Below are 22,240 nucleotides of genomic sequence, written 5' to 3'. Positions count from 1 at the left end.
GGGACCTCGATGAGGTCTATAGAATTTCCGGTTCTTTCCGTCCCCTTCATATAGAGGCCCGCATGGCCACCAAGCGCACTTTCCAACCCAGCAACCTCAAGCGTAAGCGCGACCATGGCTTCCGTGCCCGTATGAAGACCGCTGACGGCCGCAAGATCCTGTCGCGTCGCCGCGCCAAGGGCCGTAAAGTCCTGAGCGCTTGATTGCAATGCCGCTTCCCGCGGCAGACGCAATCCTGACTGTGAGCAGTTCCGACCCGCGCAAGCGATTTCCTCGCTCTGCGCGGGTTCGTACGCGTGCCGAATATACAACGGTCTTCAACGGCGCCCGCCGTGTGTCCGATCCGCTGATGACCCTGCACTGGCTGAAGAGCGATACGCCAGCCAGGTTGGGTCTTGCGGTGTCGCGCAAAGTCGATCCCCGAGCCGTGGGTCGCAACCGAGTAAAGCGTGTGCTGCGCGATGCCACACGCCACCTACGGCCGTGGATGAGTGCCGGCGATTACGTCGTCGTTGCCCGCAGCGCCGCCCGTACCGCCAGCAATTCAGATATCCGCCAGGCCTTTGAACGCCTGCTGCGCCGCCTTGGCGCATTGCCCATGCCGGGCGCGGACGGCACAATGCCGCCGCCCCTGGGCGTTGTACCCCTTTCCCAGTCCGAGCCGGCATTGCGTGCCGGCCCCGTCGAGCCTGCACGCTGATGAACCAGACCCGCGTTTTCCTGATTTTTGCCTGGCTGATGGTGGCCGTGTTGCTGTGGATGGAGTGGGGCCGCGACAAAGCCGCGCCGCCGACCCCGGCCGTGGCCACCCAGACCACCCAGGCCAGCGTGCCGGGTGCGGCGGCCGGCAGCATTCCCGGTGCACCCGTGCCCCAGGCTGACGGTTCCCTGCCGGCGGCACAGCCGGCCGCACAGACCGAGGCCGGCCCGGCCCGCGTGACCATCACCACCGACGTGCTGCGTCTGGTGCTGGACGGTGGCACGGTGCTGGACGCCGAACTGCTGCAGTTCCCGCAGACCAAGGAAGAAGGCAGCCCGCCGGTCCGCCTGCTGACCGAAGAAGCCACCCACCCGTACCGCGCGGTCAGTGGCTGGATCAGTGAAGACAAGACCATGCCGGTGCCGGCCGCCAACGGCTTCAAGCTGGTCGGCGACAACCACGACTTCGTGCTGGCCAAGGGCCAGGACGAGGTCACCGTGCCGTTCGAATGGACCGGCCCGAACGGCGTGACCATCCGCCGCACCTACTCGCTGGGTCGCAACGAGTACGCGATCACGGTCAAGGATGAAGTCGTCAACGGCGGCAGCGCCCCGTGGAGCGGCTACGTGTTCCGCACCCTGGACCGCACCCCGACCATCCTCTCGCGCAGCATGACCAACCCGGACTCGTTCAGCTTCAACGGCGCGACCTGGTTCAGCCCGCAGGACGGTTACGAGCGTCGCGCGTTCAAGGATTACCTGGACGACGGCCACCTCAACCGCACCATCACCGGCGGCTGGCTGGCGATGCTGCAGCACCACTTCTTCACCGCGTGGATTCCGCAGGCCGACCAGGCCGCGCAGTACTCGCTGGCGCAGAACAACGGCCGTGACCAGATCGAAGCGCGCGGCCCGGCCTTCACCGTGGCCCCGGGCCAGCAGGTCAGCACCGAAGCCCGCCTGTGGGTCGGCCCGAAGCTGGTCAACCTGATCGCCAAGGAAGACGTGAAGGGCCTGGACCGCGTGGTCGACTACAGCCGCTTCTCGCTGATGGCGATCATCGGCCAGGGCCTGTTCTGGGTGTTGAACCAGGTCCACAAGGTGGTCGACAACTGGGGCTGGGCCATCGTCGGCCTGGTGGTGCTGCTGAAGCTGGTGCTGTATCCGCTCTCGGCCGTGCAGTACAAGTCCGGTGCCAAGATGCGTCGCTTCCAGCCGCGCATCGCGCAGCTCAAGGAACGCTATGGCGATGACCGCCAGAAATTCCAGACCGCGATGATGGAGCTGTACAAGAAAGAGAAGATCAACCCGATGGGCGGCTGTCTGCCGATCCTCATCCAGATGCCGATCTTCTTCGCGCTGTACTGGGTGCTGGTGGAATCGGTGGAACTGCGACAGGCCCCGTGGCTGGGCTGGATCCAGGATCTGACCGCACGTGACCCGTATTTCATCCTGCCGGTGATCAACGTGGCGGTGATGTGGGCCACGCAGAAGCTGACCCCGGCCCCGGGCATGGACCCGATGCAGGCCAAGATGATGCAGCTGATGCCGCTGGTGTTCGGCGTCATGATGGCCTTCATGCCGTCCGGTCTGGTGCTGTACTGGGTCGTCAACGGCGGCCTGGGCCTGCTCCAGCAGTGGTGGATGACCAAGCGCCACGGCAGCGACCCGCTGCCGGTCGTCACCGCCAAGAAGTAAGCCGCACAGGAGACCCGCCGCAAGGCGGGTTTCCTGCATCTGCGGCCCGCGCATCCGTGCGGTCCGTAGAATGCCCCCTGATTCCCGCACGCCGCAGTGAGCCCGACATGACCCATGCCCCCGACACCATCGTGGCCATCGCCACCGCGCCCGGCGCGGGCGGCGTCGGCATGCTGCGGCTGTCCGGCCCGCAGGCGCGGCCCATCGCCGAAGCCATCGGCGTGCGCGCGATGCAGCCGCGGCATGCGCACTACGCGCGCTTGCGCGATGCGGCCGGCGAGGTGATTGATGACGGTATCGCGCTGTGGTTCCCGGCCCCGAACAGCTTCACCGGCGAAGAAGTGGTGGAGCTGCAGGGGCATGGCAGCCCGGTGGTGCTGCAGCAGCTGGTCGCGCGCTGCATCGCCTTGGGCGCGCGCCAGGCGCGGCCCGGTGAATTCAGCGAGCGCGCCTTCCTCAACGGCAAGCTCGACCTGGCCCAGGCAGAGGCGATCGCCGACCTGATCGCCGCCAGCGATACCCGCGCAGCGCGCGCGGCCCGCCGCTCGCTGGATGGCGTGTTCTCGCGCCGCGTGGACGAGGTCGCAGAACAGCTTGTTCTGCTGCGGATCCACGTGGAAGCGGCGATCGATTTCGCCGACGAACCCCTGGATACCCTCGGCGGCGCCCAGGTGCGCAGCGGTCTGGTCACCGCGTTGCAGGCACTGATCCGGCTGCGCGACGATGCCGAACGCGGGCGCAGGCTGCGCGATGGTCTGCACGCGGTGCTGGTGGGCCCGCCGAACGCCGGCAAGAGCTCGCTGCTCAACGCGTTGGCCGGCAGCGAGCGGGCGATCGTCACCGACATCGCCGGCACCACCCGCGACACCCTGCGCGAAACCATCCGTATCGATGGGCTGGAACTGACCCTGGTCGACACCGCCGGCCTGCGCGAAGGGGGCGATGCGATCGAACGCGAAGGCATGCGCCGGGCGCGTGCGGAAATGCAGCGCACCGACCTGGCCATCGTGGTGGTCGATGCGCGCGACCCGCAGGCGGGCCGCGACGCGGTGGGCGACAGCATCGCCGAGGTGCCGCAGCAGCTGTGGATCCACAACAAGAGTGATCTGCTGGACGCGATTCCGTCTGACGCCGCTGCGGACGTGGTGCATGTCTCGGCCGCCACCGGCCTCGGCCTGGATCAGCTGCACGCGCGCCTGCGCGCGCTGGCCAGCGGCAGTGCCGGCGACAGCGTGGACGGCGAGTTCTCCGCGCGTGCCCGCCACGTCGAGGCGATCAACCAAGCCATCGGCCATGCCGAACGCGCCGAAGCGGAGCTGGTCCACGAGCACCTGGAGCTGGCCGCCGAGGAACTGCGCCTGGCGCATGAGGCGCTGGGCGAGATCACCGGGCGGATGAGCGCCGATGATCTGCTCGGGCGCATTTTCTCCAGCTTCTGCATCGGGAAGTAGGCGGCGCCTTTCTTCGCGCTGTCACACCCCTGCAGCAGACTGACCCGGTTCTTTATCGACAGGGATTCGCAGTGTCCAAGCCGTTGTGGGGGTGTGTATTGCTGGTGTCGCTGGCCGTGGCACCATCGGTGGCCATGAGCGCTGAATCGTCTTCCCCTACGCCGGCCAAGGCCGCCGTCTACGGCCACCGCGGCGCCAGTGCGCTGCTGCCCGAGCACACGCTTGCCGCCTATGCGCAGGCCATCGCCGACGGCGCCGACTACATCGAGCCGGACCTGGTGATGACCAAGGACGGCGTGCTGGTATCGCGCCACGAGAACGAGATCGGTGGCACCACCGATGTGGCCGCGCACCCCGAATTCGCCAGCCGCAGGACCGTCAAGACCATCGACGGCGAGCGCATCGACGGCTGGTTCACCGAAGACTTCACCCTGGCCGAGCTGAAAACGCTGTACGCCCGCGAGCGCCTGCCCCAGCTGCGCAGCACCGCCTTCGACGGCCAGTTCCGCATCGCCACGCTGGACGAGATCATCGCCTTCCTGGTGCAGCAGGCCGGCCGCGCCAACCGCGGCATCGGGCTGGTACCGGAGATCAAGCACGGCACCTACTTCACCAGCGTCGGCCTGCCGATGGAAGACAAGGTGGTCGCCGCGCTCCAGGGCAACGCCTACACGCGCGTGGCGCCGGTGACGATCCAGTCCTTCGAGGTCGGCAACCTGCGTTACCTGCGTGGCAAGCTCGGCCGCGACAGCAACATCCGCCTGCTGCAGCTGCTCGGCGATCCCGCGCAGCAGCCCGGTGACGTGCTGGCCGCCAAGGGCCGCCAGCGCTATGCCGATCTGATCACCCCGGCCGGGCTGCGCGAGGTGGCCACCTATGCCGATGGCATCGGCCCGAGCCTGCGCATGGTCATCCCACTGGACGCGCAGGGGAAGCTGGGCACCCCGACCTCGCTGGTGCGCGATGCGCATGCGGCCGGCTTGATGGTGGTGCCGTATACGTTCCGGCCGGAGAACCAATTCCAGGCGGCGGAGTTCCGCAAGGGCGAGCCGAATGCCCGCAATGCCGACGGCTCGGTCGCCGAAATGCGGGCCTATCTGGCCACCGGCATCGATGCGTTCTTCACCGATGACCCGGCGCTGGGCCGGCGTGCGGTGGATGGGGACGGGACACCGGCGACCCGGTAGGTACCGACCGTTGGTCGGTACGATCATGATCGGTGGGCGCGATATCGGAACATCCGGCGCACGGCAGCCACGCATGGCGTGGCTCTACCGTGGCATGCAATCAGATGGCGCTGCCGGTCAGTCCAGCGATGAGCCTTCATCGCGCCGCCGGAACGGCAGCACCACGAAGTGCTTGCCCTCGCGCGGTTGCCACAGCACCGGCACGCGGGTCGGGGAGGGCGGCTCCAGGTCGGCATCGCGCGCTGCCTCGAGCTCGTCCTCTTCCTCGTCCTCCCAGCTGTAGCGCTTGCGCGGCGCCATCGGGTCGGAGAGGCGGAACAGCAGTGCGCTGATGATGCCGGCGAAGGCGCCGCCCATGTGCGACTGCCAGGACACGCCCGGCTCGTGCGGCAGGATGGTGAGCAGCATGCTGCCGTAGAACAGGAACGCGATCAGCCCGGCGGCGATGGCGGGCCGGTCGCGGCGCAGCAGGCCAAGCACGAACACCAGGAACATCAGGCCGTGGGTGATGCCACTGGCACCGAGATGGCGGCTGCCCAGATCGCCGAGCAGCCAGGCACCGAGTCCCGAACCGAGCCACAGCAGGGGCAGCGCGCGCAGCGTTGCGTTGGGATAGACGCTGCCGGCCAGGGTGCCGAGGATCAGCAGGGCCGCCGCATTGGCACCCAGGTGCTGGATCGAACCATGCAGCAGCGGTGCACCGAGAATGCCGAGCAGGCCGGCCTTGTCCAGCGGGGCAACCGCCCACGGACGCCAGTCGAAGTGGCCTTGGGCGGTATATACCGCCACCAGCAGCAGCACGAAGGCCAGGCTCAGGTTGAACGCCCGCAGTACACCACCACGGTCGTTGCGGGAGGGGACCGGCGGCGCGCCGGTGGGCTGGGGCAGGTTGGCGTTCATACCCTTAGGGATGGCGCCGCCCCGGATGAACACAAGGGCAACGCCGTGGGAGAGAGAGGTACCGCCTGCGGGACAATCCCGCAGGCGGCACGGTCGGTCAGGCGTGGCCGCCTTCCTTCGGCGGATTCTTCAGGCTCAGCACCACGGTCGCGGCGATGATCACCGCCACCACACCCAGCGAGATCGGGGTGGGGATCTTGAAGATGTCGATCAGCATCATCTTGATGCCGATGAAGGCCAGCACCAGGGCCAGGCCGTACGGCAGCAGGTGGAAGCGATCGGCCATGCCGGCCAGCAGGAAGAACATCGCCCGCAGGCCCAGCACCGCGAAGACGTTGGAGGTCAGCACGATGAACGGGTCGGTGGTGATGGCGAAGATCGCCGGGATGGAGTCCACCGCGAAGATCACGTCGGTCACCGCGATCAGGATCAGCACCACGAACAGCGGGGTGAACCAGCGCTTGCCATCGCGCATCACGCTCATGGCATTGCCGGCGTAGTCGGGCAGCAGGCGCAGGTGCTTGCGCATCCAGCGCAGGGCGGGGTTGGTCTCCAGATCCGGCTCGCTGCCGGCCGAGAACCACATCTTCCAGCCGGTGAAGAGCAGGAACGCGCCGAACACATAGAGCAGCCAGTGGAACTTGGTCAGCAGCACGCTGCCGGCGAAGATCATGATCGTACGCAGCACGATCGCGCCCAGGATGCCGATGATCAACACCTTCTGGCGCTGTTCCTCGGGCACCGCGAAGTAGCCCATGATCATCAGGAACACGAAGATGTTGTCCACGGCCAGGGCTTTCTCGACCAGGTAACCGGTCAGGAACTCCAGCCCGACCTTGTTGGCCACCACCTGGCCGGCGGTCTCATTGAGGTAGTACCAGAGGCCACCGTTGAAGGCCAGGGCCAGCACGACCCAGCCGATAGACCACCACAGGGCCTCCTTGAAGGTGACCTTGTGCGGTCCGCCATGTCGCATCAATACGAGGTCGACCAGCAGCGCGATGATCACCACCGCGCCGAAGCCGCCCCACAACCACACATTACCGATCGTCTGCATTGGGTTTGTCCGTTGGAAAAATGGAATGCCTCAAGCCGGACGGCGAGGATCTGCAACGGAGGATCGGGGGGATCCGGGGACAGAGCTTCGCCATACGGCGAAGGTCTCGCTCGCAGTCCCGATGGGTGGGACTGCCGTTGCACCGGAGCCTGCGGGCTCGAATTGACGGCGACAACGTCTGGGAGCTACTCCCCTTCTGGGGCCGATTCTGCGGGGTGGCGGGGCCGCCGTCAAATCCTTTCCTTGCCCCGGCACGGCTGAACGAAACACCCCGACAGGCCGTGACGGCCGCTGGCCGTGAACCACGTCATGGCCGGGTTTGCCGCGCTGACGGCCGGCGGCCGCCACTACCAGAGCGCCAGCGGCGTCGCTCCCAGCGCCGAGGGCTGCAGGCTTCCCGTTTACAATACGCCCATGAATACCCCTGCCCCCGTTGTCCGCCTCAAGAACGCCTGGCGCTCCAGCCACCCGTGGATCTTCCAGAAACTGGTCGAAAAGCCGGCCGTCCGTCCCAAACCCGGTGCCATCGTCGACGTCGTCGGCGTAGACGGGGAGTGGATCGGGCGTGGCTTCTACAACGGTCACTCGCGCATCGCCGTGCGCATCCTGGAGACCGATCAGGCCATCCCTGTCGACGCCGGCTGGTTTTCGCGCAAGATCGCCCAGGCGGTGTCGCTGCGTCGTGAGGTGCTCAAGCTGGACCAGGTCTCCGATGCCTGGCGCGTCGTCCACAGCGAAGGCGACGGTCTGTCCGGCCTGGTCGTGGACCGCTATGGCGACCTGGTGGTGGTCGAATTCTTCGCCGCCGGCATGTTCCGCCACCGCGAATGGGTCTACGAGGCCCTGCGCGAACAGTTCCCGGGCTGCCGTTTCCACAGCTTCGCCGACGAGCACGTGCAGAAGCAGGAAAGCTTCGACTTCCACGGCAACACCACCACCGAAGCGTCGGTGATCACCGAGTACGGCGTGAAGTTCCGCGCCGACCCGGCCGGTGCGCACAAGACCGGTTTCTTCGCTGACCAGCGCGAGAACCGCCAGTGGCTGAGCCAGCAGGTGGAAGGCAAGACCGTGCTCGACCTGTGCTGCAACACCGGTGGCTTTGCGGTGTATGCCGCTGCGCGCGGTGCGGCCGAAGTGGTCGGCATCGACATCGATGAAGACGTGATCGCCATCGCCAAGGGCAACGCCAAGCTCAACAACGTGCGCCCGAAGTTCATCCAGTCCGACATCTTCCCGTGGCTGCGCGATGCCTCCAACCGCGGTGAGCAGTACGACGTGGTGATCCTCGACCCGGCGAAGATGACCCGCGACCGCGACCAGGTCATCACCGCGCTGAAGAAGTACCTGGACATGAACAAGCTGGCGCTGGGCGTAGTCAAGCCCGGCGGCCTGCTCGCCACGTTCTCCTGCACCGGCCTGGTGGCCGAGGATCAGTTCCTGGACATGCTGCGCCGCGCCGCGTTCTACGCCGGCCGCACCATCCAGATCCTGAAAGTGGCTGGCGCCGGTCCGGACCATCCGTTCATGGCCCACGTGCAGGAATCGCGCTACCTCAAGGCCGTGTTCTGCCGCGTGGTGGATTGAGGTCTGTCCGGGCCAGACCCGTTGAACCCGGGACCGCAGAGCCACGCCATGCGTGGCTTCGCGGGCCAGATCAAGCCCAGCCACGCATGGCGTGGCTCTACAATCCAAGGTGAGGCGTCATGACGTTGCGCAGTCTGTCTTTGCTGGTTTCGCTGGCGTTGTGCACGCCACTGGCCGCCCACGCGATCGAATTCACCCCGCAGGAACTGGCCAGGGCGTCCACGCTGCAGCAGCGGCTGCTGACCCTGGACAGCCACCTCGATACACCGGCCAACTTCCACCGCGACGGCTTCGACATCACCCAGCGGCACGACCACAACGCGCTGTCGCAGGTGGACTACCCGCGCATGGTGGAAGGCGCGCTGGATGGCGGTTTCTGGGCGATCTACACCGACCAGGGCGACCGCAGTGCGCTGGCGCACCAGCACGACCGCGATGCCGGCCTCCTGCGGCTGACGGAAATCCGCGAGATGCTCGCCGCGCATCCGGATACCTTCCAGCTCGCGCTGACCGCCGCCGATGCCGCGCGCATCAAGGCCGCCGGCAAGCGCGTGGTCTACATCAGCATGGAGAACGCCAGCCCGCTGGTCGACGATCCCACGCTGCTCAGCTACTACCACCTGGCCGGCCTGCGCCTGCTCAGCACCGTGCACTTCGCCAACAACGAGTTCGCCGATTCGGCCACCGATCCCAAGGGCGCCGAATGGAAGGGCCTGAGCCCGGCCGGCAAGGCGCTGGTGGATGAAGCAGTGCGGCTGGGGATCGTGATCGATCAATCGCATGCCTCCGATGCGGTGTTCGATGATCTGATCGAGCGCATGCCGGTGCCGTTCGTGCTCTCGCACAGCTCGGCCAAGGCGATCTACAACCATCCGCGCAACCTCGACGATGCGCGCCTGAAGCGGCTGGCCAAGGCCGGCGGCGTGATCCAGGTCAACGCCTATGGCGGTTACCTGATCGATACCGGCAAAAGCGAGGCGCGCAAAGCGGCCGAGACGGCGCTGATGGCGCAGCTCGGCACCGATTACGACGGGATGAGCATCCAGCAGGGCGTTGCGCTGAAGAAGGGGCTGGAGGAGATCGACCAGCGCATCCCGCTGCGCAAGGCCACGTTGGACGATTTCTTCGCCCACTTCGAGCACATCCTCAAGGTGGTCGGCCCCGAACACGCAGGCATCGGCCTGGACTGGGATGGCGGCGGTGGCCTGGCCGATCTCCAGGACGTAAGCCAGTTGCCGAAGATCACCGCCTGGCTGCTGCGCAAGGGTTACACCGAGCAGCAGATCGCCGGCATCTGGGGCGGCAACCTGCTGCGCGTCATGCAGCAGGCGCAGGATCATGCCGCCAAGGCCGCGGCCGCGAAGCCCTGAGGCCAGTGGCGCGTCGCGCCCTGCCCGGCAGGGCGGCGTCACCGCTGCCAACAACGAAAAAGGCAGGCCTTGGGCCTGCCTTTTTCACACCCGGTCATCTCATCGCCGGCCCGGTGGCCGGCGCGATAGCTCAGCCCTTGCCCAGCACCGCATTGCGGCGGCCATAGGCGAAGTAGGCGATCAGGCCCACGACGTTCCACGCCAGGAAGTACAACTGCGTGGTGCTCGGCAGGCTGAAGAACAGGTACACGCAGCCGATCACCGCCAGCGGGCCGACCACGTAGGCCAGCGGCGTGCGGAACTTGCGCACGCGGTTGGGCTCGCGCTTGCGCAGCACCACCAGGCACAGGCCCACCGCGGTGAACGCGGCCAGCGTGCCGGCGTTGGCCAGTGCGGCGATTTCATCCAGGCGTGCCACGCCGGCCAGCGCGGCCACCAGCACCGCGGTGAACAGCGTGGTCGCGATCGGGGTGCCGGTGCGCGCGCTGACCTTGGACAGGCCACGCGGCAGCAGGCCATCGCGCGACATGACGAAGAAGATGCGGCTCTGGCCATACAGGAAGGCCAGCAGCACGGTCGGCAGGGCGATCACCGCCGCCGCGCCGATCCACTTGGCCGCGCCCGGGCTGCCCAGCTCGCGCAGGATCAGTGCCAGCGGCTCGGCGCTCTGGCCGAAGATCGTGTAGCTCATCGCACCCACGGCGGCCAGCGCCACCAGCACGTAGATGATGGTGCAGCCGACCATCGAGCCGATGATGCCGATCGCCAGGTCGCGCTCGGGTTTCTTGGTTTCTTCGGCCGCGGTGGAGATCGCATCGAAGCCGTAGAACGCGAAGAAGATGATCGCCGCGGCCGCCATCACTCCGCGCTCGACGCCATCGGCGCCCAGCGACTTGACGAAGCCGAACGGCATGAACGGCTCCATGTGGCCGGTATCGAAGTGCGGCAGGGCGATCGCCACGAACACGGTCAGCGCGATGATCTTGACCACCACCAGCACCGCGTTGAGCGTCGCACTCTCCTTGGTCCCGGCCATCAGCATGCCGGCCACCAGGAAGGTGATCAGCACGGCCGGCAGGTTGATGAAGCCGCCTTCCACGTGCGGGCCGGCGGTGAGCATCAAGGGCAGGTCGATGCCCCAGCCGTGCAGGAAGCCGACCGCGTAGCCGGACCACCCCACCGCCACCGTGCTGACCACCAGCGAGTACTCCAGGATCAGGCTCCAGCCCACCACCCAGGCCACCATCTCGCCGAGCGCGGTATAGCTGTAGGTGTAGGCGCTGCCGGCGGCCGGCATCATCGTGGCCAGTTCGGCATAGGACAGCGCCGCGCAGGCGCAGACCGCGCCGGCGATGGCAAACGAGATCAACACCGCCGGCCCGGCCAGGTTCGCGCCGACACCGATCAGGGTGTAGATGCCGGTGCCGACGATCGCGCCGATGCCCAGCGCGATCAGGTGCGGCCAACTCAGGGTCGGGATCAGTTGCCTGCCGGCTTCATGGACGGTGACAGTGTCTAGGGACTTGCGCCGGAGCAATGACATGGGGCCTCGCGGTGGATGACTGTGAACGACAAGTCTGCGAGTTTTACCGAACGCGGCGCAGCATTACTACTGCCAAGCGTCGTAAGCGGCCGCACGGTCGCCATGACTGGGGCGAAGGTGACGAAACCAGCACAAAGCCCGGGCACTCATCCCAGTGGCATCCGGTACCGGCCACGGCACCGGTATCGTTGCCGAACGCGGTCTGGCTGCCGCGCACGCTGCTGGCCGCATCGGCCGCATCGGCCGGACCGAGCCTCCCGATCCGGCCGGTGGATCTCAGCGGTTCAATGTCGCCATCGCCGCGGGGGCATAGCGCGGGCCGGCGGCGGCATTGGCCGGGAAGAGGGCGTCGATGCGGGCCAGCTCGTCGGCGCTGAGCTGCACCTGCAGCGCGCCCAGGTTCTCGTCCAGATACGCCAGGCGCTTGGTACCCGGGATCGGCACGAGGTCCTCGCCCTGCGCCAGTACCCAGGCCAGGGCCAGCTGCCCGGGGCTCACGCCCTTGGCGTTGGCCATCGCCGTAACCGCATCGACCAGCGCCAGGTTGCGGTCGAAGTTCTCGCCCTGGAAGCGCGGCGATTGGCGGCGGTAGTCATCGGCGTCGAAATCGGCCGGGCTGCGGATCGCGCCGGTCAGGAAGCCACGGCCCAGCGGCGAGTAGGGCACGAAGCCGATGCCGAGCTCGCGCACCGTCGCCAGCACGCCGTTGTCTTCCGGATCGCGCGACCACAGCGAGTACTCGGTCTGGACCGCGGTGATCGGATGCACCGCATGGGCGCGGCGGATCGTGCCGGCCGAGGCTTCGGACAGGCCGAGGAAGCGCACCTTGCCCTGCTCGACCAGGCGCGCCATTGCGCCCACGGTGTCTTCGATCGGTACCTCGCCGTCCACGCGGTGCTGGTAGTACAGGTCGATGTGGTCCACGCCCAGCCGCTGCAGGCTGGCCTCGCAGGCGGCGATCACGTACTCGGGGCGTCCATCGACGCTGCGTGCGGCGGTGTCGCTCGGCTCCAGCTTGATGCCGAACTTGGTCGCCAGGAACACCTGGTCGCGGCGGTCGGCGATCGCCTTGCCCACCAGCACCTCGTTGGTGTGTGGGCCGTACATGTCGGCGGTGTCGAGCAGGGTGACGCCGCGCTCCAGCGCGCGGTGGATGACCGCGGTGGCGTCGGAATCGCTGCCGCGGCCGCCATAGAAAGCGCTCATGCCCATGCAGCCCAGGCCGAGCGCGGAAACGGTGGGGCCATCACGGCCAAGGGTGCGGGTCTGCATGAAGTACTCCGGGGAAGGAAAGGAACAGGACCAGCATCCTCCTGCGGACTATGTGGATAAACTGGCCGCTCCTGCATCATCCTTGAAGCCAGCCTTCACAATGAGTGCTCAGCGCCCCCTGCCCGCCGTCGTCGCCTTCGCCCGCGTCGCGCACCATGCCAGCTTCACCCGGGCCGCCGATGAGCTGGGGGTGTCGCCCTCGGCGCTCTCCCAGACGGTCCGCGCGCTGGAGGCGCACCTCGGCGTGCGGCTGCTGCAGCGGACCACGCGCCGGGTCGGCCTGACCGAGCAGGGCGCCCGTTTCCTGGCGCAGGTGCGCGAGGGCCTGGCCCGCATCGATGCGGCCTTCGAGGATCTGGACCAGCAGCGCGATGTGCCCGCCGGGAAGCTGCGCATCAACGTGCCGCGGATCGCCGCCGAACTGCTGGTGCTGCCCCACCTGCCCGGTTTCCTGGCGCGTTACCCGCAGATCGAGGTGGAGCTGTTCGTGGAAACCGCGCTGACCGATCTGGTCGCCGGCGGTTTCGACGCCGGCATCCGCTTGGGCGAAAGCCTGGCGCGCGGCATGATCGCGGTGCCGATCGGGCCACTGGAGCGTCAGGTGGTGGTGGCCACTCCGGCGTACCTGGCCACGCACGGCGTGCCCGCGACCCCGGCGGATCTGGTCGCCCACGAGTGCATCGTGCACCGGCTCAGCACGGGCCGGCGGATGGCATGGGAGTTCACCGGCGAGGGTCGCGATTTCGAGGTCGAGGTGGCGGGCCGTCTGGTGTTCAACGATGCCGGCCTGATCCGGGCGGCGGTGCGCAAAGGGGTGGGGCTGGCGCAGGGGTTCGAGGCGCTGTACGCCGGCGACGTGGCGGCCGGCCGCCTCCAATGCGTGCTGCAGGACTGGCAGCAGCCGTTCGCCGGCTTCCATCTGTACTACCCGGCGCGCGAGCAGATGGCGCCCAAGCTGCGGGTGTTCATCGATTACCTGCGCGAGGCGATGCGGCGCTGACGCCGGCGGGTCAGCGCACCGGGGAAAGCAGCGCGCCGGCCCAGCCATCCAGCGGCGGATGACCCTGTGGATAGATCACCTGCGTATCCTCGGGGAAGCGCTTGCAGCACAGCACGCCGCGCGCATCGAACACCCGCCAGCCCTGGGCCGCGGCTTCGGCCCGCGCGATGCGATCGCGAAGCGCGAGCATCAGGCTGGCCTGGCAGTCGAACAGGCAGGCGCGCAGTTCCACCCGGTCCACCGGGTGCAGGCCGGCAAGGATGCGGCTGACGGCCGGGTGGGCCAGATCGATGCGGCGGGTGTGCATGCCGAGCAGGCGCTCGTCATGGCCATTGAGGTGCTGCACGAAGTAGATCGGGGCGGCCATCGGATCCTCGCGACACGGCGATGGCGCCGATTGAACACTGCCCCGGGACACGGGGGAATCTCAATGTTTGAATGAAACGCAACCGTCGCGATGACGGCGTCTATCTGCGGCCGAACGCGACGCGCGCTGTCGCGGCACGCCGACGGACGGCGGCCAAGACCTCAGCCGCTGACGCCCAGGCGTACACCGAACCCGATCAGGAACACCCCTGCCACCCGCCTCAGCCAAAGCCCCACACGCGGGTGCTGGAGAATCCGACGGCGCAGCAGGTTGCCCACCCCGATCAGCACCGAGCAGTACGCCAGCCCCATGACGAAGATGATCAGTGCCATGGTCGCGAACGTCACCACGCCCTGGTGGCGTGCCGGATCGATGAACAACGGCAGGAAAGCCATGTAGAAGATGATCGCCTTCGGGTTCAGCAGGTTGATCAGCACCGCCTGGCGGAAGTAGTGGCCCGGCGTGAGGCGGATCCCGCCTTCCTCCCCCAGGGCGCGCGGCTGGCGCAGCAGGCCGATGCCGATCCATACCAGGTAGGCCGCGCCCAGGTACTGCACCGCGTGGAACACCATCGGGTTGGCCTTGAGCAATGCAGCCACACCGGCCACCGCCAGCCACATCAGGATCTGATCGCCCAGCAGCAGGCCGAACAACGCCGTGTAACCGCCACGCACGCCGCCGCGGCCGGTGGCGGTGAGCAGGGTGAACGTGCCCGGGCCCGGCAGGGCCAGGAACACCAGCACGGCAGCAACAAATGTCCACAGATCCTGGATGCCCATCCACGGCATGGCGGCGACTCGACAACGGGGGAGAGGCATTGTCCGGCAGCCGCGCCCCGGGCGATAGCGTCAGCGCGCGCCGGCCGGCAAGCCGGCGAGCAGGGGCTGCAGCCGTTGTTCGAACATCGCATGCAGCTGGCGGATCGCCGGGGAGAACTGCTTGCGGTGCGGGCACACCAGGTTCAACGGCAGGCTGTCGCCGGCTCCGCCCAGCAGCACCTGCAGGCGCCCCGCCTCGACATCGGCGCAGACATCCAGCCATGACTTGAACACGATGCCTTGCCCGGCCACCGCCCAGCGGCGGACCACGTCGGCATCGTCGCAGACCATGTTGCCGCGCACCGGGATCACCGTGCGCCGGCCATCGGCCTCGAAGCTCCAGCGGTCATACGCACGCCCGGCCAGCTGGTAGAGCAGGCAGTGGTGCTCCTTCAACGCGTCCAGGCTGTCCGGCGTGCCGTGCCGGGCCAGGTAGTCCGGTGAGGCGGCCAGCACCCGCCGGTTGCCGGGCAGCAGGGGCAGGGCGACATAGCTGGCGTTGTCGAACCGGCCCAGCCGGAAGGCGATGTCGACCGGATCGCGGAACACATCGGCCACCTGGTCGGACAACTGCAGGCGCAGCTGCAGCTTCGGGTGCGCGGCGCGGAACTCGGTCAGCCACGGCAGCAGCAGGTTGCGGCCCAGGTCCGATGGCGCCGCCACCTGCAGCGTGCCGCGCAGCTCGGCATCCTCGCCACGCACCCGGGCCTCGCCCTCGCGCAGCGCGGCCAGCACCTCCTGCGCGTAGGGCAGGTACAACGCGCCCTCGGCGGTCAGGCGCAGGCTGCGGGTCGAGCGTACGAACAGGCGCAGGTCCAGCTCGCGCTCCAGCCGCGCCACCGCCGCCGCGACCTGGCCGGGCAGCAGGTCGGCCTCGCGCGCGGCGTTGGAGAAGCTGCCCAGCGCCGCCGTGCGGACGAACAGGGCGAGATCGTCAAACCGGACCATTTTCATTCCTGGAGTGAAAGTGCTGCCCGATTTTGCGCCTTTCTCCGCTTGGCGGAGAAGCGCAGTCTGTCCGTCTTCCCCAACGGATCTCCCCCATGAAAGCCGTCGCCTATACCCAGCATGGCCTGCCGATCAGCGACCCCGCCGCGCTGGTGGACATCACCCTGCCGATCCCCACGCCTGGCCCACGCGACCTGCGGGTGGAAGTCCGGGCGATCTCGGTGAACCCGGTCGATACCAAGGTCCGCAACGGCGTGGCGGTGACCGAGCCGCGCGTCCTCGGTTTCGACGCGGTCGGCATCGTGGATGCGGTCGGTGACGAGGTGACGCTGTTCCAGCCCGGCGATGCGGTCTTCTATGCCGGTGCGATCGGCCGTGCCGGCAGCAACGCCGAGTACCAGCTGGTGGACGAGCGCATCGTCGGGCACAAACCGGCGAGCCTGGATGACGCTGCCGCCGCGGCGCTGCCGCTCACCGCGATCACTGCCTGGGAGCTGCTGTTCGACCGCTTGCGCATCCCCGAGAACGGCGGTGAAGGCCAGACCCTGCTGGTGATCGGCGCGGCCGGTGGCGTCGGCTCGATCCTGGTCCAGCTGGCCCGCCAGCTGACCCGCCTGACCGTGATCGGCACCGCCTCGCGCCCGGACACCCAGGACTGGGTCTACGCGCTGGGCGCGCACCATGTGATCGACCACACCCAGCCGCTGGGCGAAGGCCTGCAGCGCCTGGGGATCGCCGAGGTCAGCCACGTCGCCAGCCTGACCCATACCGATCAGCACTACGACCAGATCGTCGCCGCGCTCGCCCCGCAGGGCCAGCTGGCGCTGATCGACGACCCGGGCCAGCTCGATGTGATGGCACTCAAGCGCAAGAGCCTGTCGCTGCACTGGGAATCGATGTTCACCCGCTCCAGCTTCAACACCCCCGACGTGCAGCGCCAGCACGAGCTGCTCGAACGCGTTGCCGCGCTGATCGATGCCGGCGTACTGCGCACCACGCTGGGCGAGCATTACGGCCGCATCAACGCCGCCAACCTGCGCCAGGCGCATGCCCTGATCGAAAGCCACCGCGCCCGCGGCAAGCTCGTGCTTGAAGGTTTCTGACGCAGCCAATGAGACCGCCGCGGCCTACACTTGCCGCATGCAAACCGAATTCCTCATTCTCGGCGCCCTGGTGTGTGCCGTCCTCGTGCTGCAGCTGCTCGCGCTGCTGCGGCGTTCCGGCCATGGCGACCTCGAACAGAGCCTGCGCGAGGAGGCCCGGGTCGGCCGCAGCGAACTGCGCGAGCAGCTCGAAGGCCTGGGCCGCCAGCAGGACGCGCGGCTGGAAAGCTTCGCGCGCGCGCTGACCGATCTTTCCACCCGTACCGATCAGCGCCTGGACCTGTTGCGCGACGCGCTGGGTGAAGACGCGCGCAAGGCCCGCGAGGAAAGCACGCTCAGCCAGCAGCGCACCGGCGAGCTGCTGGCGCTGCGCATGCAGGACGTGCGCGCGCAGCTGGAAGCGTTCGGGCACCAGCAGCAGGCGCGCATCGAAGCGTTCGGCCAGCAGCTGGTGGAACTGACCACCCGCACCGACAGCCACATGGCCGCGCTGCGCCAGGCCCTGGCCGACGACGCACGCCTGGGCCGTGAGGAAACCGGGCAGTCGCAGCAGCGCCTGGCCGAATCGCTGGGCCTGCGCCTGCAGGAGATGACCCAGCGCAACGAGCAGCGCATCGGCGAGATGCGCGCCACGCTCGAGCAGCAGCTCAAGAGCCTGCAGAGCGATAACGCCGAAAAGCTCGACCAGATGCGCGTGACCGTCGACGAGAAGCTGCAGACCACCCTGGAAACCCGCCTGGGTGCTTCGTTCCAGCTGGTCTCCGAACGACTGGAGCAGGTCCAGCGTGGCCTCGGCGAAATGCAGCAGCTGGCCACCGGCGTGGGCGACCTCAAGCGGGTGCTGACCAACGTCAAGAACCGTGGCAGCTGGGGCGAAGTGCAGCTGGACAACATCCTCGAGCAGACGCTGACCCAGGAGCAGTACGGGCGCGGTGTCAAAGTGCGCCCGGACAGCAACGAGATCGTGGATATCGCGGTGCGCCTGCCGGGTCGTGGCCACGAAGACACCCCGGTGTGGCTGCCGATCGATTCCAAGTTCCCACGCGAGGATTACGAGCGCCTGCTCGATGCGCAGGAACAGGGCGATGTCGAGGGGGTACGCGTGCAGGGCGCGCAGCTGGAGCGCGCGATCCGCATCCAGGCCAAATCGATCTGCGACAAGTACATCGCCCCGCCGCACACCACTGATTTCGCGGTGATGTTTCTGCCGACCGAAAGCCTGTACGCCGAAGTGATCCGCCGCCCCGGCCTGATCGACCTGCTGCAGCGCGACCACCGCGTGGTGGTGGCCGGCCCGACCACCGTCACCGCGCTGCTCAACAGCCTGCAGATGGGCTTCCGCACGCTGGCCATCGAACAGCGCTCCAGCGAAGTGTGGGGCCTGCTCGGTGCGGTCAAAAGTGAGTTCGGCAAGTTCGCCGGCATCCTGGAAAAAGCCGAAAAGCAGATCAGCACGGTGGGCCGCAGCCTCGGTGAAGCCAGCCGCAAGACGCGCACCATCGAGCGCCGCCTGCGCAGCGTGGAAACGCTGGGCAGCGAACAGACCCAGGATCTGCTCGGCGACATGAGCGGCGAGGACGAGGACGTGGCCGGCGACGAGACCAGCGCCGCGCAGGAGTGAGCGCCGACGCCATGCATGCAGGCGATCACGCATGCTGCGCGGCACACGCTTTGCCCTGCCTCTCTTCCGCCTTCCAAGGAACGCCGATGCGCCTGACCCTGATGCTGTCCCTCCTGCTCGCCCTGGCCGGTTGCAGCAGTACGCCACCTGCCGACACCGCGGCGACCACCTCCGCCACACCGAGCGCTGCCGCATGCACCGCCGCCGGTGGCAGCCTGCAGCCGCTGGGTCGCCTGCAGCGCGTGCAGTGCGTGGTGCCCTACGCCGATGCCGGCAAGGTCTGCAGCGCCAAGGCCGACTGCAGTGGCCAATGCCTGGCCACGAGCGATGTCGCGCCGGGAACGGCCGCGCGCGGCGTCTGCCAGCGCGATGTCAGCCAGAACTTCGGCTGCCGCCAGCGCATCGATGGCGGCGTGGCCCTGGGCACGATCTGCGTCGACTGAGCTTCCCGCGGCACGGCTATGCTGTGCCTCCCCTGATCCAACGCAAGGAACCTGCCGTGAGCCAGACCGTCTACGACATCCCCGTCACCACCATCGAAGGTCAGCCGACCTCGCTGGCCGATTACCGCGGCAAGGTGCTGCTGGTGGTCAATGTCGCCTCCAAGTGCGGCCTGACCCCGCAGTACGAAGGTCTGCAGGCGCTGTACGCCGACAAGCAGGCCGCCGGCCTGGAAGTGCTGGGCTTCCCGGCCAACAACTTCCTGGCCCAGGAACCGGGCAGCGAAGCGGACATCCAGCAGTTCTGCCAGCTCGAGTACAACGTCAGCTTCCCGATGTTCGCCAAGATCAGCGTGGCCGGTGAGGACACCCATCCGCTGTACCAGCAGCTGACCGCCGCGCAGCCGACCGCCACCGGCGAAGGCCCGATGCGCGAAAAGCTGCAGGGCGCCGTGGCCAAGTACCCCGAGCTGGTGGTCAATGCCGCCCCGGGCGTGCTGTGGAACTTCGAGAAGTTCCTGATCGGCCGCGATGGCCAGGTCATCGCGCGCTTCGCCCCGGACGTGCCGGCTGACGATGCCCGCCTGGTGGCCGCGATCGACGCCGCGCTGGCGGCCTGATCGGCTGACGCGGGAACAAAAAAAGCCCCGCTTCGGCGGGGCTTTCTCGTGGGGGATCAGTTACCCCAGTTCGGCATCGGCATCGCATCGACCGGAATCGGGGCGTCCGGATCGTCCTTGCCGCGCGCATGCTTGCCACGCAGGTCGTTCTCGATCTGGTAGTTGCGGCGCTGCAGCCATGCATCGCGCACGAGCGAATACTCGTCCACGGCGTTGTCGCGCATGTCATCGACCGCCAGCAGCTGCGAACGCATGTCCACCAGCTGCAGGCCCTGCAGGCCGATGCGGATCTTGTCCTCTTCGATCGTGCGGATCGGCGAGAGCGGCATGTCGCCGGCCAGGCCGAACACATCGCGCACGGTACGCGGGCCGAAGAACGGCAGCTCCACGTAGCGCGAACGGCGCCAGCCCCACGTGCCCAGGGTCTGGCCGAAGTCTTCCTTGCGACGCGGCACCATGGCCTTGCTGGCCGGATCGAACAGCCCGCCGATACCCAGCGTGGAGTTCATCAGGAAGCGGCCCAGGCTGTCCCAGGCATCGTCCGGGCGGCCCTGCAGCAGCTGGTTGGTGATCGTCACCGGTGCGCGCAGGTTGCTGAAGAAGTTGCTCACGCCGGTGCGGGCGAAGCGCGGCACCACGTTGGTGTAGGCCACCGCCAGCGGGCGTGCGACCGCACGGTCGACCACGTTGTTGAAGCTGTGCACCTTGCGGTTGAACGGTTCCCACGGATCGTACGGGGTGCCGCTGGGCTCGGTGCCATCCGCGCTCGGGGCGGGCCCGCCGTACAACGCAGCGAAGTCGTCCTCGGCGTTGGTCGGCGCGGTGCCGGCCGTGGCCGGTTCCGCCGCCGGGTCGGTACCGGCCTGCGCGGCCGGGGCCGTGCTGTCGGCGACGGCGTCGGCCGGTACCACGGGCGTGTCGGCCACATCGGCCACCGGTGCCGCCGCAGGGGCGACCTCGACGCTGACCGGTGCGGTGTCGCGTGCGGGTTTGCCGGCACAGGCGCTCAGGGCCAGCGCCAGCACGAGGAGGGGGAGGGTGCGTATGACGTTCATGTCAGCTCGCCGCAGAAAGGGCATGGAAATCCAGGGTGGGTGCCAGCCGGTAGGCGGCACTGAGGTCGGTGAAACCGTCCGGGCTGCCGATGATCGTCGGCGCGGTCCCGTTTGCACGCAGGCGTGCGGCCAGCTCGGCCAGCAGGGCCAGGCCGGCACTGTCCAGTCCGGTCACCGCCGCCAGGTCCAACTGCTGCACGCCGTCCAGCGCGGCCAGCGAGGGCCACAGGGCCGTCACCGCCGCGCGGTCGAGCACCCCGCTGAACACCAGCGAGGCACCGTTGCGCTGCACGCTGGCGCTGTTACTTGCCACGCGGGGCCTGCCCGGCCTGCATGCTGCCGTTGCGCAGTTCGGTGGCGACCTGCTGGATCGACTTCTGGCGCAGCGGGGCGTCGAACTGGGTCTTGAAGGTCTGCACGTAGGAAATGCCTTCGATCATCACATCGAAGATCTTCCACTGGCCGTTGACGTTGCGCATCAGGTAGTCGACCGGGGTCGGCTCGTTGCCGGCGCGGATCAGCTCGGTGGACACGCGCACGCCGCGGTTGCCCGGCAGCGGCGACTCGCTCTTCAGGCGGAAGGTCGGCTTGCCCTGGATCTCGAGCAGGGCCGAACCGTAGCGCTGCATCAGGTTGTCGGCCATCGCATCGGCGAACAGCTTGACGTCGGCATCCGAGGCGCCGCGGCCGTGCACGCCCAGCACCAGGCGGGCGGCGTAGTCGCGGTCGAAGGTCTTGTTGAGCTCGCTGTTGATGAAGTCACGCAGCACCGCCGGGTTGGCCCGGAACTCGGTGCGGCGCTGCTGCAGCGAGGTCAGGATGCGGGTGCTGGCGTCCATCACCGCCTTGCTGGCCTGGCCCTGCTGGGCGGCAGCGGCAGCGGGAGCGGCCTGGGCGAAGGAGAGCGAGGGCGTGGCGGCGAGCAGGGCCGAGGCCAGCAGCGCCGGGATCAGGGTCTTTTTCATGGTTGCGGTTCCGTTGCAGGCGCAGGCGCGCCGTTGCCATCGTGGGAGTCAGCGCCACCGGTATTGGCCGGACCGCTGAACATGTACTTGCCGACCAGCTGGAGCAGGTCCACCGCCGGCTGGGTGAAGACGATCTCGTCGCCGGACTTGAGCACATCCGGGTCACCGCCCGGCTGCAGACCGATATAGCTCTCGCCGAGCAAACCGCTGGTGAAGATGCCGGCCGAGGTGTCGGCCGGCAGATCCTTGAACTTGCCGTCCAGCTTGAGGGTCACGATCGAGTCGAACTTCTGGGGATCCAGTTCGATGCCCGAGACCTGGCCGATGGTCACGCCGCCGATCTTGACCGGCGCCTGCTTGCGCAGCTGGCCGATCTGGGTGAAGCGCGCCTTGAGTTCGTAGCCGCTGCCGCCGGTGCCCCACCGTTGATTGGTGGAGGCCACGGCCAGCACCAGCAGCGAGGCCAGCGCCAGCAGCAGGAACGCGCCGACGGAAAATTCGAGTCTGGGACCGCGGATGGCCATGGGATATCTCACTGTTCT

At 68.0% G+C, this 22,240-nt stretch carries 23 protein-coding genes; 12 read left to right on the top strand and 11 right to left on the bottom strand.

The genetic code is table 11. The annotated features are described in order from the left end of the window. Nucleotides 1–62: 62 nt before the first annotated feature. The 5 genes from rpmH to BIZ42_RS09445 all read left to right on the top strand — a co-directional run bounded on the left by rpmH (nt 63) and on the right by BIZ42_RS09445 (nt 5,035). Entirely contained in the window at nt 63–203 is a 141-nt protein-coding gene (gene rpmH, locus BIZ42_RS09460; RefSeq protein ID WP_006404565.1) for a 50S ribosomal protein L34, read from the top strand. Nucleotides 204–208: 5 nt separating this feature from the next. Further along, on the top strand, nt 209–700 hold the full coding sequence (gene rnpA, locus BIZ42_RS19280; RefSeq protein WP_019184046.1) for a ribonuclease P protein component: 492 nt from the start codon (nt 209–211) through the stop codon (nt 698–700). Beyond that, entirely contained in the window at nt 700–2,397 is a 1,698-nt protein-coding gene (yidC, locus tag BIZ42_RS09455) for a membrane protein insertase YidC (protein ID WP_070426275.1), read from the top strand. The genes rnpA and yidC overlap by 1 nt, the downstream gene beginning before the upstream one ends. 107 nt (nt 2,398–2,504) lie before the next feature. Next, complete coding sequence (gene mnmE, locus BIZ42_RS09450) at nt 2,505–3,848, top strand: tRNA uridine-5-carboxymethylaminomethyl(34) synthesis GTPase MnmE (protein ID WP_070426274.1); 1,344 nt, start codon at nt 2,505–2,507, stop codon at nt 3,846–3,848. Between the two features lie 134 nt (nt 3,849–3,982). Continuing rightward, nucleotides 3,983–5,035: a glycerophosphodiester phosphodiesterase gene (locus tag BIZ42_RS09445; RefSeq protein WP_070427494.1), complete on the top strand. Its 1,053-nt coding sequence runs from the start codon at nt 3,983–3,985 to the stop codon at nt 5,033–5,035. Between the two features lie 117 nt (nt 5,036–5,152). Here BIZ42_RS09445 and BIZ42_RS09440 read toward each other — a convergent pair whose 3' ends face one another. Both BIZ42_RS09440 and BIZ42_RS09435 read right to left on the bottom strand, forming a co-directional pair. Next, a complete protein-coding gene (locus BIZ42_RS09440; RefSeq protein WP_070426273.1) occupies nt 5,153–5,935 on the bottom strand; it encodes a rhomboid family intramembrane serine protease in 783 nt (260 codons plus the stop codon). Nucleotides 5,936–6,032: 97 nt separating this feature from the next. Continuing rightward, nucleotides 6,033–6,992 carry a TerC family protein gene (locus BIZ42_RS09435; RefSeq protein ID WP_019184041.1) on the bottom strand — a complete coding sequence of 320 codons (960 nt, stop codon included), beginning with the start codon at nt 6,990–6,992 and terminating at the stop codon, nt 6,033–6,035. Between the two features lie 414 nt (nt 6,993–7,406). On the opposite strand from BIZ42_RS09435, the gene BIZ42_RS09430 reads away from it, so the two are divergent. After that, nucleotides 7,407–8,576 (top strand): class I SAM-dependent rRNA methyltransferase, encoded by a 1,170-nt coding sequence (locus BIZ42_RS09430; RefSeq protein ID WP_019184040.1) that lies wholly within the window; start codon nt 7,407–7,409, stop codon nt 8,574–8,576. A gap of 119 nt (nt 8,577–8,695) precedes the next feature. Next, the gene (locus tag BIZ42_RS09425; protein ID WP_070426272.1) at nt 8,696–9,946 is read left to right on the top strand and encodes a dipeptidase; all 1,251 of its coding nucleotides are present in this window, start codon (nt 8,696–8,698) and stop codon (nt 9,944–9,946) included. 130 nt (nt 9,947–10,076) lie between these two features. On the opposite strand, the gene BIZ42_RS09420 is transcribed toward BIZ42_RS09425, so the two are convergent. Together BIZ42_RS09420 and BIZ42_RS09415 are read right to left on the bottom strand one after the other, a co-directional pair. Beyond that, entirely contained in the window at nt 10,077–11,489 is a 1,413-nt protein-coding gene (locus tag BIZ42_RS09420; RefSeq protein ID WP_019184038.1) for an amino acid permease, read from the bottom strand. A gap of 276 nt (nt 11,490–11,765) precedes the next feature. Further along, nucleotides 11,766–12,761: an aldo/keto reductase gene (locus BIZ42_RS09415; RefSeq protein WP_070426271.1), complete on the bottom strand. Its 996-nt coding sequence runs from the start codon at nt 12,759–12,761 to the stop codon at nt 11,766–11,768. A gap of 100 nt (nt 12,762–12,861) precedes the next feature. Between BIZ42_RS09415 and BIZ42_RS09410 the strand changes: the two genes are divergently transcribed. Then, a complete protein-coding gene (locus BIZ42_RS09410) occupies nt 12,862–13,761 on the top strand; it encodes a LysR family transcriptional regulator (RefSeq protein WP_070426270.1) in 900 nt (299 codons plus the stop codon). Between the two features lie 10 nt (nt 13,762–13,771). Here the strand turns inward: BIZ42_RS09410 and BIZ42_RS09405 are convergent, their stop codons facing one another. The 3 genes from BIZ42_RS09405 to BIZ42_RS09395 all read right to left on the bottom strand — a co-directional run bounded on the left by BIZ42_RS09405 (nt 13,772) and on the right by BIZ42_RS09395 (nt 15,894). Then, entirely contained in the window at nt 13,772–14,128 is a 357-nt protein-coding gene (locus BIZ42_RS09405) for a hypothetical protein (protein ID WP_070426269.1), read from the bottom strand. A 161-nt stretch (nt 14,129–14,289) separates the two neighbouring features. Continuing rightward, on the bottom strand, nt 14,290–14,916 hold the full coding sequence (gene leuE / locus BIZ42_RS09400; RefSeq protein WP_070426268.1) for a leucine efflux protein LeuE: 627 nt from the start codon (nt 14,914–14,916) through the stop codon (nt 14,290–14,292). A 60-nt stretch (nt 14,917–14,976) separates the two neighbouring features. Further along, entirely contained in the window at nt 14,977–15,894 is a 918-nt protein-coding gene (locus BIZ42_RS09395) for a LysR family transcriptional regulator (RefSeq protein WP_156785714.1), read from the bottom strand. A gap of 95 nt (nt 15,895–15,989) precedes the next feature. On the opposite strand from BIZ42_RS09395, the gene BIZ42_RS09390 reads away from it, so the two are divergent. The 4 genes from BIZ42_RS09390 (at nt 15,990) to BIZ42_RS09375 (ending at nt 19,678) form a co-directional block, all read left to right on the top strand. Beyond that, nucleotides 15,990–16,997 carry a zinc-binding alcohol dehydrogenase family protein gene (locus BIZ42_RS09390; RefSeq protein WP_070426266.1) on the top strand — a complete coding sequence of 336 codons (1,008 nt, stop codon included), beginning with the start codon at nt 15,990–15,992 and terminating at the stop codon, nt 16,995–16,997. Nucleotides 16,998–17,034: 37 nt separating this feature from the next. Then, nucleotides 17,035–18,618, top strand: a complete 1,584-nt coding sequence (gene rmuC, locus BIZ42_RS09385; protein ID WP_019184031.1) for a DNA recombination protein RmuC — start codon at nt 17,035–17,037, stop codon at nt 18,616–18,618. Between the two features lie 86 nt (nt 18,619–18,704). Continuing rightward, nucleotides 18,705–19,061 carry a hypothetical protein gene (locus tag BIZ42_RS09380; protein ID WP_019184030.1) on the top strand — a complete coding sequence of 119 codons (357 nt, stop codon included), beginning with the start codon at nt 18,705–18,707 and terminating at the stop codon, nt 19,059–19,061. 56 nt (nt 19,062–19,117) lie between these two features. Beyond that, nucleotides 19,118–19,678 (top strand): glutathione peroxidase, encoded by a 561-nt coding sequence (locus BIZ42_RS09375; protein ID WP_046274138.1) that lies wholly within the window; start codon nt 19,118–19,120, stop codon nt 19,676–19,678. Nucleotides 19,679–19,734: 56 nt separating this feature from the next. On the opposite strand, the gene BIZ42_RS09370 is transcribed toward BIZ42_RS09375, so the two are convergent. From BIZ42_RS09370 to mlaD, 4 genes are read right to left on the bottom strand one after another with little or no spacing between them, the layout of a single operon-like run. Beyond that, entirely contained in the window at nt 19,735–20,733 is a 999-nt protein-coding gene (locus tag BIZ42_RS09370) for a VacJ family lipoprotein (RefSeq protein ID WP_070426265.1), read from the bottom strand. Nucleotide 20,734: 1 nt separating this feature from the next. Beyond that, nucleotides 20,735–21,046: an STAS domain-containing protein gene (locus BIZ42_RS09365; protein ID WP_070426264.1), complete on the bottom strand. Its 312-nt coding sequence runs from the start codon at nt 21,044–21,046 to the stop codon at nt 20,735–20,737. Further along, entirely contained in the window at nt 21,036–21,698 is a 663-nt protein-coding gene (locus tag BIZ42_RS09360) for an ABC transporter substrate-binding protein (protein ID WP_019183995.1), read from the bottom strand. Before BIZ42_RS09360 ends, BIZ42_RS09365 begins: the two co-directional genes overlap by 11 nt. Further along, nucleotides 21,695–22,222, bottom strand: coding sequence for an outer membrane lipid asymmetry maintenance protein MlaD (gene mlaD / locus BIZ42_RS09355; RefSeq protein ID WP_019183994.1), 528 nt, complete (start codon nt 22,220–22,222; stop codon nt 21,695–21,697). The genes BIZ42_RS09360 and mlaD overlap by 4 nt, the downstream gene beginning before the upstream one ends. Between the last annotated feature and the right edge of the window lie 18 nt (nt 22,223–22,240).

This window comes from Stenotrophomonas sp. LM091 (assembly GCF_001806305.1).
Classification (GTDB): domain Bacteria; phylum Pseudomonadota; class Gammaproteobacteria; order Xanthomonadales; family Xanthomonadaceae; genus Stenotrophomonas; species Stenotrophomonas bentonitica_A.
This window is presented reverse-complemented; position numbering and strand designations above follow the sequence as displayed.